Source organism: Streptomyces sp. TLI_105, from assembly GCF_900105415.1.
Lineage (GTDB): Bacteria > Actinomycetota > Actinomycetes > Streptomycetales > Streptomycetaceae > Streptomyces.
The window spans coordinates 2,486,830-2,500,105 of the sequence record NZ_FNSM01000001.1 but is presented as its reverse complement, the minus strand read 5'-3'; the positions used below and the strand labels follow the sequence as shown (position 1 = coordinate 2,500,105).

At 72.5% G+C, this 13,276-nt stretch carries 15 protein-coding genes; 10 read left to right on the top strand and 5 right to left on the bottom strand.

Features of this window, described 5'->3' with window-relative positions:
- Positions 1 to 119 precede the first annotated feature (119 nt).
- Positions 120 to 827, top strand: a complete 708-nt coding sequence (locus tag BLW86_RS11250; protein WP_093873914.1) for an HU family DNA-binding protein — start codon at positions 120 to 122, stop codon at positions 825 to 827.
- A gap of 61 nt (positions 828 to 888) precedes the next feature.
- On the opposite strand, the gene BLW86_RS11245 is transcribed toward BLW86_RS11250, so the two are convergent.
- Positions 889 to 1,098 (bottom strand): hypothetical protein, encoded by a 210-nt coding sequence (locus tag BLW86_RS11245; RefSeq protein WP_093873913.1) that lies wholly within the window; start codon positions 1,096 to 1,098, stop codon positions 889 to 891.
- A gap of 10 nt (positions 1,099 to 1,108) precedes the next feature.
- A complete protein-coding gene (gene cofC, locus BLW86_RS11240; protein WP_256341281.1) occupies positions 1,109 to 1,774 on the bottom strand; it encodes a 2-phospho-L-lactate guanylyltransferase in 666 nt (221 codons plus the stop codon).
- Between the two features lie 126 nt (positions 1,775 to 1,900).
- On the opposite strand from cofC, the gene BLW86_RS11235 reads away from it, so the two are divergent.
- The 3 genes from BLW86_RS11235 (at position 1,901) to BLW86_RS11225 (ending at position 4,871) form a co-directional block, all read left to right on the top strand.
- On the top strand, positions 1,901 to 2,653 hold the full coding sequence (locus tag BLW86_RS11235) for a lysophospholipid acyltransferase family protein (RefSeq protein WP_093873911.1): 753 nt from the start codon (positions 1,901 to 1,903) through the stop codon (positions 2,651 to 2,653).
- Entirely contained in the window at positions 2,650 to 3,651 is a 1,002-nt protein-coding gene (locus BLW86_RS11230) for an NAD(P)H-dependent glycerol-3-phosphate dehydrogenase (protein ID WP_093873910.1), read from the top strand. The genes BLW86_RS11235 and BLW86_RS11230 overlap by 4 nt, the downstream gene beginning before the upstream one ends.
- Before the next feature lie 80 nt (positions 3,652 to 3,731).
- Entirely contained in the window at positions 3,732 to 4,871 is a 1,140-nt protein-coding gene (locus BLW86_RS11225) for a D-alanine--D-alanine ligase family protein (protein WP_093873909.1), read from the top strand.
- 31 nt (positions 4,872 to 4,902) lie between these two features.
- Here the strand turns inward: BLW86_RS11225 and BLW86_RS11220 are convergent, their stop codons facing one another.
- Together BLW86_RS11220 and BLW86_RS11215 are read right to left on the bottom strand one after the other, a co-directional pair.
- Positions 4,903 to 5,400, bottom strand: a complete 498-nt coding sequence (locus BLW86_RS11220; protein ID WP_093873908.1) for a DUF3515 domain-containing protein — start codon at positions 5,398 to 5,400, stop codon at positions 4,903 to 4,905.
- Between the two features lie 20 nt (positions 5,401 to 5,420).
- A complete protein-coding gene (locus BLW86_RS11215) occupies positions 5,421 to 5,654 on the bottom strand; it encodes an Lrp/AsnC family transcriptional regulator (RefSeq protein WP_017947604.1) in 234 nt (77 codons plus the stop codon).
- A gap of 233 nt (positions 5,655 to 5,887) precedes the next feature.
- Between BLW86_RS11215 and BLW86_RS11210 the strand changes: the two genes are divergently transcribed.
- Both BLW86_RS11210 and thiD read left to right on the top strand, forming a co-directional pair.
- Complete coding sequence (locus tag BLW86_RS11210) at positions 5,888 to 6,850, top strand: thiamine-phosphate kinase (RefSeq protein WP_093873907.1); 963 nt, start codon at positions 5,888 to 5,890, stop codon at positions 6,848 to 6,850.
- On the top strand, positions 6,847 to 7,641 hold the full coding sequence (gene thiD / locus BLW86_RS11205; RefSeq protein ID WP_093873906.1) for a bifunctional hydroxymethylpyrimidine kinase/phosphomethylpyrimidine kinase: 795 nt from the start codon (positions 6,847 to 6,849) through the stop codon (positions 7,639 to 7,641). Before BLW86_RS11210 ends, thiD begins: the two co-directional genes overlap by 4 nt.
- A 126-nt stretch (positions 7,642 to 7,767) precedes the next feature.
- Here thiD and rpmB read toward each other — a convergent pair whose 3' ends face one another.
- Entirely contained in the window at positions 7,768 to 7,953 is a 186-nt protein-coding gene (rpmB, locus tag BLW86_RS11200; protein ID WP_003957616.1) for a 50S ribosomal protein L28, read from the bottom strand.
- A gap of 237 nt (positions 7,954 to 8,190) precedes the next feature.
- On the opposite strand from rpmB, the gene BLW86_RS11195 reads away from it, so the two are divergent.
- The 4 genes from BLW86_RS11195 (at position 8,191) to coaD (ending at position 13,254) form a co-directional block, all read left to right on the top strand.
- Positions 8,191 to 9,846 (top strand): DAK2 domain-containing protein, encoded by a 1,656-nt coding sequence (locus BLW86_RS11195; protein ID WP_093873905.1) that lies wholly within the window; start codon positions 8,191 to 8,193, stop codon positions 9,844 to 9,846.
- A gap of 59 nt (positions 9,847 to 9,905) precedes the next feature.
- A complete protein-coding gene (recG, locus tag BLW86_RS11190; RefSeq protein ID WP_093873904.1) occupies positions 9,906 to 12,095 on the top strand; it encodes an ATP-dependent DNA helicase RecG in 2,190 nt (729 codons plus the stop codon).
- 71 nt (positions 12,096 to 12,166) lie between these two features.
- On the top strand, positions 12,167 to 12,748 hold the full coding sequence (gene rsmD / locus BLW86_RS11185) for a 16S rRNA (guanine(966)-N(2))-methyltransferase RsmD (RefSeq protein ID WP_093873903.1): 582 nt from the start codon (positions 12,167 to 12,169) through the stop codon (positions 12,746 to 12,748).
- Between the two features lie 26 nt (positions 12,749 to 12,774).
- Complete coding sequence (gene coaD / locus BLW86_RS11180) at positions 12,775 to 13,254, top strand: pantetheine-phosphate adenylyltransferase (protein ID WP_179199946.1); 480 nt, start codon at positions 12,775 to 12,777, stop codon at positions 13,252 to 13,254.
- The last annotated feature ends 22 nt before the right edge of the window (positions 13,255 to 13,276 follow it).

Here is a 13,276-nt window from a genome sequence, read left to right as displayed (position 1 = left end):
TCCGCGTTGCGGCACTAGGGTGATTAGACCGTTTCGTGTTTGATTTGCGGTATATACATGCCTAACGTGCGAAAAAGCTTGAACACTTTCGTTCTGGCAATGTCTCCGAAGGGGAAGACGTGAACAAGGCGCAGCTCGTAGAAGCGATTGCCGACAAGATGGGCGGTCGTCAGCAGGCCGCCGAAGCCGTCGACCACGTGCTCGACGCCATCGTGCGCGCCGTGGTGGCCGGTGACCGGGTCTCGGTCACCGGTTTCGGCTCGTTCGAGAAGGTCGACCGGCCGGCCCGCTACGCCCGCAACCCGCAGACGGGTGAGCGCGTCCGGGTCAAGAAGACCTCCGTCCCGCGCTTCCGTGCAGGTCAGGGCTTCAAGGACCTGGTCAGCGGCTCGAAGAAGCTCCCCAAGGGCGGCGAGGTCTCCGTCAAGAAGGCCCCCAAGGGCAGCCTCACCGGTGGCGCCTCCGCGACCGTGAAGAAGGCCGCCGCCAAGAAGGCCACCACCGCCAAGAAGGCCGCCGCGAAGAAGGCGACCCCCGTGAAGAAGGCCACGACGGCCGCGGTGAAGAAGACCACCGCCGCCGCCAAGAAGACCACCGCGGCCGCCGCGAAGAAGGCGACCCCGGCGAAGAAGGCCACGACGGCCGCGACGAAGAAGACCACCGCCGCCGCCAAGAAGACCACCACGGCCGCCACCGCGAAGAAGGCGACCAAGGCCACCGCCAAGAAGACCGCGCCGGCCGCGAAGAAGGCCACGGCGACGAAGGCGCCCGCCAAGAAGACGACGGCGCGCAAGACGACCGCCAAGAAGACCGCCGCCAAGAAGTAGGACGCGCGGTACCGACCCGCCGGGCCGGGCTCCCCTCCGGGAGCCCGGCCCGCGGCGCGTCTCAGAAGGTCTGCAGCGTCACCAGGGTGATCCGGAGCCCCGCGCCCGACGTGCCGGGCTCGGTCTCGATCCGCACCCGCTGCCCCGGCCGCAGCAACCGCAGCCCGCCCGCCTCGAAGGCCTCCGCCCCGAACTCCACGGGGGTGCCGTCGTCGAGCAGCACACTGCCGCTGCGGGTCTCGGGGTCGTACGTGAACGCGGTCGCCTGCATGGACCGCAGCCTATCCGGCCGCCGTCGCCCACCGGGCGGCCGTCCGCGGACCGAGCCCCAGCGCCAGCGCCGCCGCCAGATCCTCCCCGGTGTCCACGTCCCGGCGTACGGAATCCACCCCGGCGAGCCGGATTTCGGCCGCCCCCGAAGACAAATGCCGCAGCCTCGACGCGCCCCCGAATGCCGGTTCCAATTCCGCCCCCGGCGCCGCCGAGAGGAATGTCGTACCTATTTCGGCGGCATCCGAGAGAAATGCCCTCGTAAAATTTCCGGCCGCGTCCAGGACCCGGGTCAGCTCCGCGGGCCGCAGCGCCGGGAGGTCCGCGTTGAGCGCCGCCACGCGCGCGTGCGGCCGCCCGGAACGCACGGCCCGCGCCCCGTGCGCCAGCGCCGCGTTGAGCCCCGCCGCCGGGGAGTCCGGCACGATCCGCGCGCCCAGCGCCGCGAGCGCCGCGCCGGCCACCGGATCGTCCGTGACGACCGCCACATCGCGCACGCGCGCGCAGTTCAGCACCGCCTCCACGGTGTCCTCGGCGAACGCCAGCGCGAGCCGGGGACGCAGCCGCGCGCCCGCCGTGGCCGCCAGCCTGCTCTTGGCCAGGGCGAGGGGCTTCAGGGGGACGACCAGGGACCAGCCGTCGTCGGCGCCGGTGCGCATCGGGGGCAGCGTCTTCATCGGGGCCATTCTGTCCCGCCCACGCGGTCGACCGGAGGTCCCGGGGCGTACGGTGTCACTCGACAGACCAGGAGCATGGGGCGACACTTGACCCCCTGCCAGCCAGTCCCGGAGAAAGGTGTCCGAGTGCCCCGCCGCAGAATCGGCTTCTGGTACCGCCTCGCGGCGGTCATCGCCAAACCCCCCCTGGTGGTTCTGTTCAAGCGGGACTGGCGCGGTATGGAGCACATTCCGGCCGACGGCGGTTTCATCACCGCGGTCAACCACAACTCCTACCTGGACCCGCTGTCCTACGCGCACTACCAGTACAACACCGGCCGGGTCCCGCGCTTCCTCGCCAAGGCCGGACTCTTCAAGGGCGGCTTCGTCGCCACGATGCTCCGCAACACCGGCCAGATCCCGGTCTACCGCGAGACGACCAACGCGCTCGACGCCTTCCGCGCCGCCGTCGACGCCATCGAGCGCGGCGAGTGCGTCGCCTTCTACCCGGAGGGCACCCTCACCCGCGACCCCGAGATGTGGCCCATGGCCGGCAAGACCGGCGCCGCCCGCGTCGCGCTGCTCACCCAGGTCCCCGTCATCCCGGTGGCCCAGTGGGGCGCCAACCTCGCGATGCCGCCGTACGCCAAGGAGAACAAGCTCCGCCTGTTCCCCCGCAAGACGCTGATCGTGCAGGCGGGACCGCCCGTCGACCTCTCCCGCTTCCACGGCCTGGAGCCCACGCCCGACGTCCTGCGCGAGGCCACCGAGGTCATCATGGCCGCCATCACCGCCCTCCTGGAGGAGGTCCGCGGCGAGAAGGCGCCCGCCGAGCCGTACGACCACCGCAAGGCCCGCCTGGAGCAGCGGCGCAGGGCCGCCGGGGAGGGCGCCAAGTGACCAGGGCAGCCGTCTTCGGCAACGGATCCTGGGGCACCGCCTTCGCCATGGTGCTCGCCGACGCGGGCTGCGAGGTGAGCCTCTGGGGCCGCCGCGCCGAACTCGCCAAGGAGATCAACACCGGCCGGGTCAACCCCGACTACCTGCCGGGCGTCGAACTCCCGCAGGGCATCACGGCCACCGCGGACCCCGCCGAGGCCGCCGCGGACGCCGACTTCACCGTCCTCGTCGTCCCCTCCCAGACCCTGCGCGGCAACCTCGCCGCCTGGCGGCCGGTGCTCGCCCCCGACACCGTCCTCGTCTCCCTCATGAAGGGCGTCGAACTCGGCACCGCCAAGCGGATGAGCGAGGTGATCACCGAGGTCGCCGACGTGCCCGCCGACCGCGTGGCCGTCCTCACCGGGCCCAACCTGGCCAAGGAGATCGCCGCCCGGCAGCCCGCCGCCGCCGTCGTCGCCTGCTCCGACGAGACGGTCGCCCAGCGGCTCCAGACCGCCTGCATGACCCCGTACTTCCGCCCGTACACCAACACCGACGTGGTGGGCTGCGAACTCGGCGGCGCCGTCAAGAACGTCATCGGCCTCGCCGTCGGCATCGCCAACGGCATGGGACTCGGCGACAACTCCAAGGCCACGCTCATCACCCGCGGCCTCGCCGAGACCACCCGCCTCGGCCTCGCCATGGGCGCCGACCCGCTCACCTTCTCCGGCCTCGCGGGCCTCGGCGACCTCGTCGCCACCTGCTCCTCGCCGCTCTCCCGGAACAACACCTTCGGCACCAACCTCGGCCGGGGGATGACCCTCCAGGAGACCATCGCGGCCACCAAGCAGACCGCCGAGGGCGTCAAGTCCTGCGAGTCCGTGCTCGATCTGGCCCGCCGCCACGGCGTCGACATGCCCATCACCGAGACCGTCGTCTCGATCGTCCACGACGGCAAGCCGCCCGTCGTCGCCCTCAAGGAGCTCATGTCGCGCTCGGCCAAGCCCGAACGCCGCTGAGCCCGGCCGTGTGAGCCGTACGCGCGCGTGCGAGCGGGGCGCTCAGCAGTTCGGGAGCCGCAAGGTACGCTCATCGCGATATGAGCGAGAACACCCAGAGCCCCCGCAAGCCGCGCGTGGCCGTCGTCTTCGGCGGACGCAGCTCCGAGCACGCCATCTCCGTCGTCACGGCGGGCGCCGTCCTGAGCGCCATCGACCGGGACAAGTACGACGTGCTGCCCATCGGCATCACGACGGACGGGCGCTGGGCGCTCACCGCCGACGCCCCCGAGCGGATGGCCATCGCGGACCGCGCCCTGCCGAACGTGGCCGACCTGGCCGAGTCCGAGGAGGGCGGCGTCGTCCTCTCCGTGGACCCCGCCAACCGCGAGGTCGTCCTCACCGAGCCCGGCGCCGTGCCCAAGGCCCTCGGCGAGGTCGACGTGGTCTTCCCCGTGCTCCACGGCCCCTACGGCGAGGACGGCACCCTCCAGGGCCTCCTGGAGCTCTCCGGCGTCCCCTACGTCGGCGCGGGCGTCCTCGCCTCCGCCGTCGGCCAGGACAAGGAGTACATGAAGCGGGTCTTCGTCTCCTTCGGCCTCCCCGTCGGCCCGTACGAGGTCATCCGGCCGCGCGAGTGGGAGCAGAGCCCCGCCGCCGCCCGCAAGAAGATCGTCGAGTTCGCCGCCGAGCACGGCTGGCCGCTCTTCGTGAAGCCGGCCCGCGGCGGCTCCTCCATGGGCATCACCAAGGTCGACGACCTCTCCGGCCTGGACGAGGCCATCGAGGAGGCCCGCCGCCACGACCCCAAGATCCTCGTCGAGTCGCTGCTGCGCGGCCGCGAGATCGAGTGCGGCGTCCTGGAGTTCGAGGACGGCCCGCGCGCCAGCGTCCCGGCCGAGATCCCGCCGGTCACCGACCACGACTTCTACGACTTCGAGGCCAAGTACATCGACTCGGCCTCCGGCATCGTGCCCGCCCCCATCGGGGACGAGGCCACCGCCGAGGTCCAGCGCCTCGCCGTCGCCGCCTACGAGGCCGTGTCCTGCGAGGGCCTGGTCCGCGCCGACTTCTTCCTCACCGAGGACGGCGACTTCGTCATCAACGAGATCAACACCATGCCGGGCTTCACGCCCATCTCCATGTACCCGCGCATGTGGCAGGAGAGCGGCGTGAGCTACCCCGAGCTCGTCGACCGGCTCATCCAGGCCGCGCTGACCCGCTCCACGGGCCTGCGCTAGACGGACCGGGACCGGGGGCGCCGGGGTGCGGTCACCCGCACTCCGGCTCCAGGGCGCACGGGACGGTCCGCTCCACGGGTCCCGCGAGATCCGTGAGCGGACCGGCGTCGTGCGCGTACCGCTCGTCCAGCGTCACCTCGACGTACGTCCTGCGGTACACCGAGGTGAAACGGGGTCCGTCGCCCTCGCGCTGCTCCAGCATCCAGCGCACGCCGTTCGCGGAGACGCCCTGCGACTTCGGGTCGCTCATCTTTTCGGGCCGGGGGACCCCGCAGCGCAGTACGATCGCACCGTCACCCCACCCGGCGGTCAACTCGGAGCCGGGCTCCGGGTCACTCCGCGCCAGGCCCGCCACGGTCTCGGGGAGCTCCTTCGCCAGTGCCTGGCAGAGGGCGGCCTCCTCCGCCGGCGGGTTCGGGACCACGGCGGACGCCGCGGCGTCCGGTGAGGAACAACCGGCGGCGGCCGACAACAGGACGGCGGCCGCGACGGCGGCGGGCAGGCCGAAGGGCCGGTGGGAAGACGTCACCGGCCAAGCGTAGACGGGGGCTACAGATGAACGACCGGGCAGGTGAGGGTGCGCGTGATGCCGTCCACTTGCTGGACCTTGGCGACCACCATGCGGCCCAACTCGTCGACGGTGTCCGCCTGCGCGCGCACGATCACGTCGTACGGTCCTGTGACGTCTTCGGCCTGGATGACCCCCGGGATCTTGGAGATGGTGTCGGCGACGGTCGACGCCTTGCCCACCTCGGTCTGGATGAGGATGTACGCCTGAACCACGGAACCTCCAGGGCGACCACGAGGATCTTGTGGGAGAAAGGGACGCCACGGTACCGCGTCGCCGCGGGCCACGGGGAGACCCGCGCGTCCGGAGGCGCTCGGGGTGTGGCGTACGCAGGACAGAAGTTGACGGTCTACTTGACGGTACCCAGCACGGTGACGGCCCGCGACCCGCGGCGCGAGACGACGCGCCCCCGCCCGCCGGCCGGCACGAAGACACGAGGTGAGACGCGGTGAAGGGCACAGTCGGAGAGCTGGGAGAGTTCGGGCTCATCAGGGAGCTCACGTCCCGGCTCACCTCCACCCCGGCGGTACGGATCGGGCCCGGCGACGACGCCGCGGTCGTCTCCGCCCCCGACCGGCGCGTGGTGGCCAGCACGGACATCCTGCTCGAAGGACGTCACTTCCGCCGCGACTGGTCGACGGCCTACGACGTCGGCCGCAAGGCCGCCGCGCAGAACCTCGCCGACATCGCCGCCATGGGCGCGGTCCCCACCGCGCTCCTCCTCGGCCTCGTCGTCCCCGCCGAACTCCCTGTGACATGGCCCACGGAACTCATGGACGGGCTGCGCGACGAATGTCAGGTCGCGGGCGCGGCGGTGGTCGGCGGCGACGTCGTCCGCGGCGACACGATCATGGTCTCCATCACCGCGCTCGGCGACCTCCGCAACCACGACCCGGTCACCCGCGGCGGTGCCAAGGCCGGCGACGTCGTCGCCTACACCGGCTGGCTCGGCTGGTCCGCCGCCGGATACGCGGTCCTCTCCCGCGGCTTCCGCTCCCCGCGCGCCTTCGTCGAGGCCCACCGCCGGCCCGAACCGCCGTACCACGCGGGCCCGGCCGCCGCCGGGCTCGGCGCCACCGCCATGTGCGACGTCAGCGACGGCCTCATCGCCGACCTCGGGCACATCGCCGAGGCCAGCAAGGTCCGCATCGACCTGCGCTCGGGGCTCATCGACATCCCCACCCAGATGAACGACATCGGCCAGGCCGTCGGCGTCGACCCCATGCAGTGGGTGCTCACCGGGGGAGAGGACCACGCCATCGTGGCCACCTTCCCGCCGGACGTGAAGCTGCCCGCCCGCTGGAAGGTCATCGGTGAGGTCCTCCACCCCTCGGCGCTGCCGCAGGTCACCGTGGACGGCGCGCCCTGGCACAGCGTGGGCGGCTGGGACCACTTCGGAGAGACGGAGTGAATCCCCCTCTGGTCCTCACCGTCGCCGGATCCGACTCCGGCGGCGGTGCCGGCATCCAGGCCGACCTGAAGACGATGCTCGCGCTCGGCGTCCACGGCATGAGCGTGCTCACCGCCGTCACCGCCCAGAACTCCCGGGGTGTGCAGGGCGTCTGGGAGCTCCCCGCGGAGGCCGTGCGCGCCCAGTACCGGGCCGTCGTCGACGACATCGGCGTCCAGGCCGTGAAGACCGGCATGCTCGCCTCCGCCGCCCTCGTGGAGACCGTCGCCGAACTCCTCGCGGACACCGACGCCCCCGTCGTCGTCGACCCGGTCGGCGTCTCCAAGCACGGCGACCCGCTGCTCGCGGAGACCGCGCTCGACTCCGTACGCCGACGGCTGCTGCCCCGGGCGACCGTCGCCACCCCCAACCTGGACGAGGTGACGCAGCTCACGGGCGTCCACGTCGGCCACGAGGGCGACATGCGGACGGCCGCCGAGGCGGTGCTGTCGTACGGACCGCGCTGGGTCCTGATCAAGGGCGGGCACCTGCCCGCCGGTCAGGAGGCCGTGGACCTGCTCACGGACGGCACCGAGGAGCACTGGCTGCGCGCCCCGCGCCACGACAACCGGCACACCCACGGGACGGGCTGCACGCTCGCCTCGGCGGTCGCCTCCGGACTCGCCAAGGGCCTGCCGGTGCCGGAGGCGGTGCGGGAGGCGAAGGAGTACGTGACCGGGGCGATCGTCGCCGGGTTCGCCCTGGGCGCGGGCATCGGACCGGTCGACCACGGTTGGCGGTTCCGGGCCTGACCGCCGAGGGGCCCGCCCTCATCAGGGCGCGGCAGAAGTTTTCGGGCATGGCAAAAGGCCGGTTCACCGAGGTGAACCGGCCTTTCAAGGCAACCGCAGGGGCTGCGCTACGACGGAACGTCGCAATTAGCGCGAGACCTTGCCGGCCTTGATGCACGAGGTGCAGACGTTGAGCCGCTTCGGCGTCCGACCGACCACGGCACGCACGCGCTGGATGTTCGGGTTCCAGCGACGGGACGTACGGCGGTGCGAGTGCGAAATGTTGTTGCCGAAGCCCGGCCCCTTGCCGCAGACGTCGCAGTTGGCAGCCACGGGTCACTCCAAAGACTTCAGATTTACAGTGAAATCCGGCGCACCGGAATCAGGAGTCTGAAGTGGCTTGCCGGGGAACGGCCCGGTTTGAACCGGGCAACCGAAGCAGCATACAACGCCTGCCTCGGTGGAACGAAACTACCACGGTCTCCGCGGACCTCGCCCCGGGCCCGGGTCACGAGCGGGCCACCCCGGGTCTACCCTGCGGTGAGCTCACCGCCGAAGGAGGACCCCCCGTTGTCGCGAGCCCTTCAGCCTGACGAGGAGCTCGTCGAGCTCGACGCCGAAGCGGTCCGGACCTGGTGCGCACGGGCCCTCGACGCCCTCGGACGGGAGCGCGAGGAGATCGACGCGATCAACGTCTACCCGGTCGCGGACGGGGACACCGGCACCAACCTGTACCTGACGGTCGAGGCCGCCCGACAGGCCGTCGAAGCCGTCTTCGCCGCCTCCGCCCCCGACACCGCCGAGACCGTACGGGCCATGGCCCACGGCGCCCTGCTCGGCGCCCGGGGCAACTCCGGCACCATCCTCGCCCAGCTCCTGCGCGGCATGGCGGCCGTCCTCGCCGAAGGACGTGACGGTGATCACCTCGCCCGCGCCCTGGCCGAGGCGGCCGCCGCCGCCCGGCAGGCCGTCGCCCACCCCGTGGAGGGCACCGTCCTCACCGTGGCCACGGCCGCCGCGGCCGGCTGCGCGGACGGCGGCACCCTCCTGGAGGTCGCCACCCGGGCCCACGGCGGGGCCAGGACCGCCCTGGAGGCGACCCCCGGCCAGCTGGCCGTCCTCGGCCGGGCCGGGGTCGTGGACGCCGGCGGACGCGGTCTGGTCGCCGTCCTCGGAGCGCTCGTCGACACCGTGGGCGGCCGGACGCCGGACCCCGCCGAGACCACGACGAGCGCGGTACGGGTCCTCGGGGACGTACGGGCCGTACCGGCGGCCTCCGCCCCGGCCTGCGACGGCGAGGCCGGACCCGCCTACGAGGTGATCTACCTCCTGGAGGCCGAGGACGCCGCCGTGGACCTGCTGCGGGCCCGGCTCGACGCCCTCGGCGACTCCCTCGTCGTCGTCGGCGGCGACGGGCTGTGGAACGTCCACGTCCACGTCGACGACGCGGGCGCCGCCGTCGAGGCCGGCGTCGAGGCCGGCCGGCCCCACCGCATCCGCATCACCCACTTCGCGGCCGACGCGGCGGCCGCGAAACCGTCCGGCGCCGGACGCGCGGAACGCGCCCAGCGCGCGGTCGTCGCCGTCGTCCCCGGCGAGGGCCTCGCCGGACTCTGCGCCGAGGCCGGCGCGACCACCGTCCGCAGCAGGCCCGGCGAACCGCCCGCCGGCGACGAACTCCTGGAGGCGATCCGCCGGGCGCACGCGCGCGAGGTCGTCCTCCTGCCCAACGACACCGAGCTGCGCCAGACCGCGGCCGCCGCCGCCGAACGCGCCAGGGCCGAGGGCATCCGCGTCGCCCTCATCCCGACCCGGGCCGCCGTCCAGGGCATCGCCGCCCTCGCCGTCCACGAACCCGACCGGCGCTTCGACGAGGACGTCGTCGCCATGACGGCCGCCGCCGGAGCCACCCGCTACGCCGAACTCGCCGTCGCCGAACGCCGCTCCTTCACCTCGGCTGGCGTCTGCCAGGCCGGCGACGTCCTCGGCCTCATCGAGGGCGACGTCGCCGTCATCGGCAAGGACCTGACCGAGACCGCCCGCACCGTCCTGGACCGCATGCTCTCGGCCGGCGGCGAACTCGTCACCCTCGTCGTCGCCGACGACACCCCGCCCGGACTCGCCCCCGACCTGGAGGGCCACGTCCGGCGCGGCTACCTGGCCGTCGACACCACCACGTACCACGCGGGCGCGGGCGCGCCGCCCCTGCTCATCGGAGTGGAATAGGCCCCGATCCCGGCGGTCGTCCACAGGCTTCGGCACGACTGTCGGTCCCGTGGTCTTCAATGGAGGACGTGCCCGCGCTCGACGAACCACTCAAGAAGGCCCTCGGCCCCGCCACCGCCAAGGTCATGGCCGAGGCGCTCGACCTGCACACGGTCGGGGACCTGCTCCACCACTACCCCCGCCGGTACGCCGAGCGCGGGGAGCTGACCGCCCTCTCCGAGCTCCCGCTCGACGAGCACGTCACGGTGGTCGCGCAGGTCGCCGACGCCCGGGTGCTGACCTTCAACGGCTCCAAGGGGCGCGGCCAGCGCCTCGAGGTGACCATCACCGACGGCAGCGGCCGGGTGCAGCTGGTCTTCTTCGGCAAGGGCGTCCACAAGCCGCACAAGGACCTGCTGCCCGGCACCCGCGCCATGTTCGCCGGCAAGGTCTCGCTCTTCAACCGCCGCCTCCAGCTCGCCCACCCCTCCTACGAGTTGCTCCGCGGCGACGCCGACGAGGCCGTGGACACCTGGGCGGGGGCCCTCATCCCGATCTACCCGGCCACCACCAAGCTGGAGTCCTGGAAGATCGCCAAGGCCGTCGACGCCGTCCTTCCCGGCGCCGGTGACGCCGTCGACCCGCTGCCGCCCGCGCTGCGCGAGGGCCGCGGCCTCGCCGAGCTGCCCGACGCGCTGCGGATGATCCACCGCCCCCGCACCAAGGCGGACATCGCCGCCGCCCGCGAGCGGCTCAAGTGGGACGAGGCCTTCGTCCTCCAGGTCGCCCTCGCCCGCCGCCGGCACGCCGACACCCAACTGCCCGCCGTCGCCCGGCGACCGGTCCCCGACGGCATCCTCGACGCCTTCGACGCCAAGCTGCCCTTCACCCTCACCGACGGCCAGACGAAGGTCTCCCAGGAGATCTTCGACGACCTCGCCACCGAACACCCCATGCACCGCCTCCTCCAGGGCGAGGTCGGAAGCGGAAAGACCATGGTCGCCCTGCGCGCCATGCTCGCCGTCGTCGACTCCGGCGGGCAGGCCGCGATGCTCGCCCCCACCGAGGTCCTCGCCCAGCAGCACCACCGCTCCGTCACCGAGATGATGGGCGAGCTCGCCGAAGGAGGCATGCTCGGCGGCGCCGAGCGCGCCACCAAGGTCGTCCTGCTCACCGGCTCCATGGGCGCCGCCGCCCGCCGCCAGGCCCTGCTCGACCTGGTCACCGGCGAGGCCGGCATCGTCATCGGCACGCACGCGCTGATCGAGGACAAGGTCCAGTTCCACGACCTCGGCCTGGTCGTCGTCGACGAGCAGCACCGCTTCGGCGTCGAGCAGCGCGACGCCCTGCGGGGCAAGGGCAAGCAGCCGCCGCACCTCCTCGTCATGACCGCGACGCCCATCCCGCGCACGGTCGCCATGACCGTCTTCGGCGACCTGGAGACCTCCGTCCTCGACCAGCTGCCCGCCGGCCGCTCGCCCATCGCCAGCCACGTGGTCCCCGCCGCGGACAAGCCGCACTTCCTCGCACGGGCGTGGGAGCGGGTCCGCGAGGAGGTGGGGAACGGACACCAGGCGTACGTCGTCTGCCCCCGCATCGGCGACGAGGAGGACCAGAAGAAGTCCAAGGCGTCCCCCGAGGACGAGGCCGAGAAGCGCCCGCCGCTCGCCGTCCTCGACGTCGCCGAGAAGCTCCGCACCGGCCCCCTCGCGGGCCTGCGGATCGCCGTCCTGCACGGCCGCATGCACCCGGACGACAAGGACGACGTCATGCGCCGCTTCGCCGCCGGCGAGCTCGACGTCCTCGTCGCCACCACGGTCATCGAGGTCGGCGTCAACGTGCCCAACGCCACCGCCATGGTGATCATGGACGCCGACCGCTTCGGCGTCTCCCAGCTCCACCAGCTGCGCGGCCGCGTCGGCCGGGGCTCCGCCCCCGGTCTCTGCCTCCTCGTCAGCGAGATGCCCGAGGCGAGCCCCGCCCGGCAGCGGCTGAACGCCGTCGCCACCACCCTCGACGGCTTCGAGCTCTCCCGCATCGACCTCGAACAGCGGCGCGAGGGCGACGTCCTCGGCCAGGCCCAGTCCGGCGTCCGCTCCTCCCTCCGGGTCCTCGCCGTCATCGACGACGAGGAGGTCATCGCCGCCGCCCGCGAGGAGGCCACCGCCCTCGTCCTCGCCGACCCCGCCCTCGGCGCCCACCCCGGCCTGCGCACCGCGCTCGACGCCCTCCTCAGCGAGGAGCGGGAGACGTACCTCGACAAGGGCTGAGAAGGGCTGAGCGCCGCGCCGCGGCCATATCCTGGGACCTACGCATTGGACGACGCAGGACGAGGACACCGATGACCCGCGTGATCGCCGGCAGCGCCGGCGGACGGCGCCTGGCCGTGCCCCCCGGCAACGGCACCCGCCCCACCTCCGACCGGGCACGGGAAGGCCTCTTCTCCACCTGGGAGTCGTTCCAGGGCCTGGCCGGGGCCAGGGTCGCCGACCTGTACGCGGGCTCCGGCGCCGTCGGCCTGGAGGCGCTCTCCCGGGGCGCCGCCCACGCCCTCCTCGTCGAAGCCGACCCCCGCGCCGCGAAGACGATCCGGGACAACGTCCGCTCGATCGGCCTGCCCGGCGCCGAACTCCGCACCGGCAAGGCCGAGCAGATCGTGACGGGACCGGCCCCGGCCGATCCGTACGACCTGGTCTTCCTCGACCCGCCCTACGCCGTCGGGGACGACGATCTCCGCGAGATTCTCCTCACACTGCGCTCGGGGGGCTGGCTGAGCGAGGATGCCCTCGTCACCGTGGAGCGCAGCACCCGAGGCGGGGAGTTCGGCTGGCCCGAGGGCTTCGAACCCCTGCGGTCCCGTCGTTACGGCGAGGGAACGTTTTGGTACGGTCGCGCCGCCTCTACGTGCGAAGACGCACGATGACCGGACCGGAGAGCGAGGGACCCAAGTTGCGCCGCGCCGTCTGTCCGGGGTCATTCGACCCCATCACCAACGGACATCTCGACATCATCGCCCGCGCCTCCAAGCTGTACGACGTCGTACACGTGGCCGTGATGATCAACCAGTCGAAGAAGGGCCTCTTCACGGTCGACGAGCGGATAGAGCTGATCCGCGAGGTCACCGCCGACTTCGGCAACGTCGAGGTGGAGTCCTTCCACGGCCTCCTCGTCGACTTCTGCAAGCAGCGCGACATCCCCGCGATCGTGAAGGGTCTGCGCGCGGTCAGCGACTTCGACTACGAGCTGCAGATGGCCCAGATGAACATCGGCCTCTCGGGCGTGGAGACCCTGTTCGTCCCCACCAACCCGACGTACAGCTTCCTCTCCTCCTCGCTGGTCAAGGAAGTGGCCGCCTGGGGCGGGGACGTCTCCCATCTGGTCCCGCCGACGGTCCTCCCGCGGCTGACCGAGCGGCTCGCCCGGAAGTGACGCGCGGCCACCGTCGCTGACG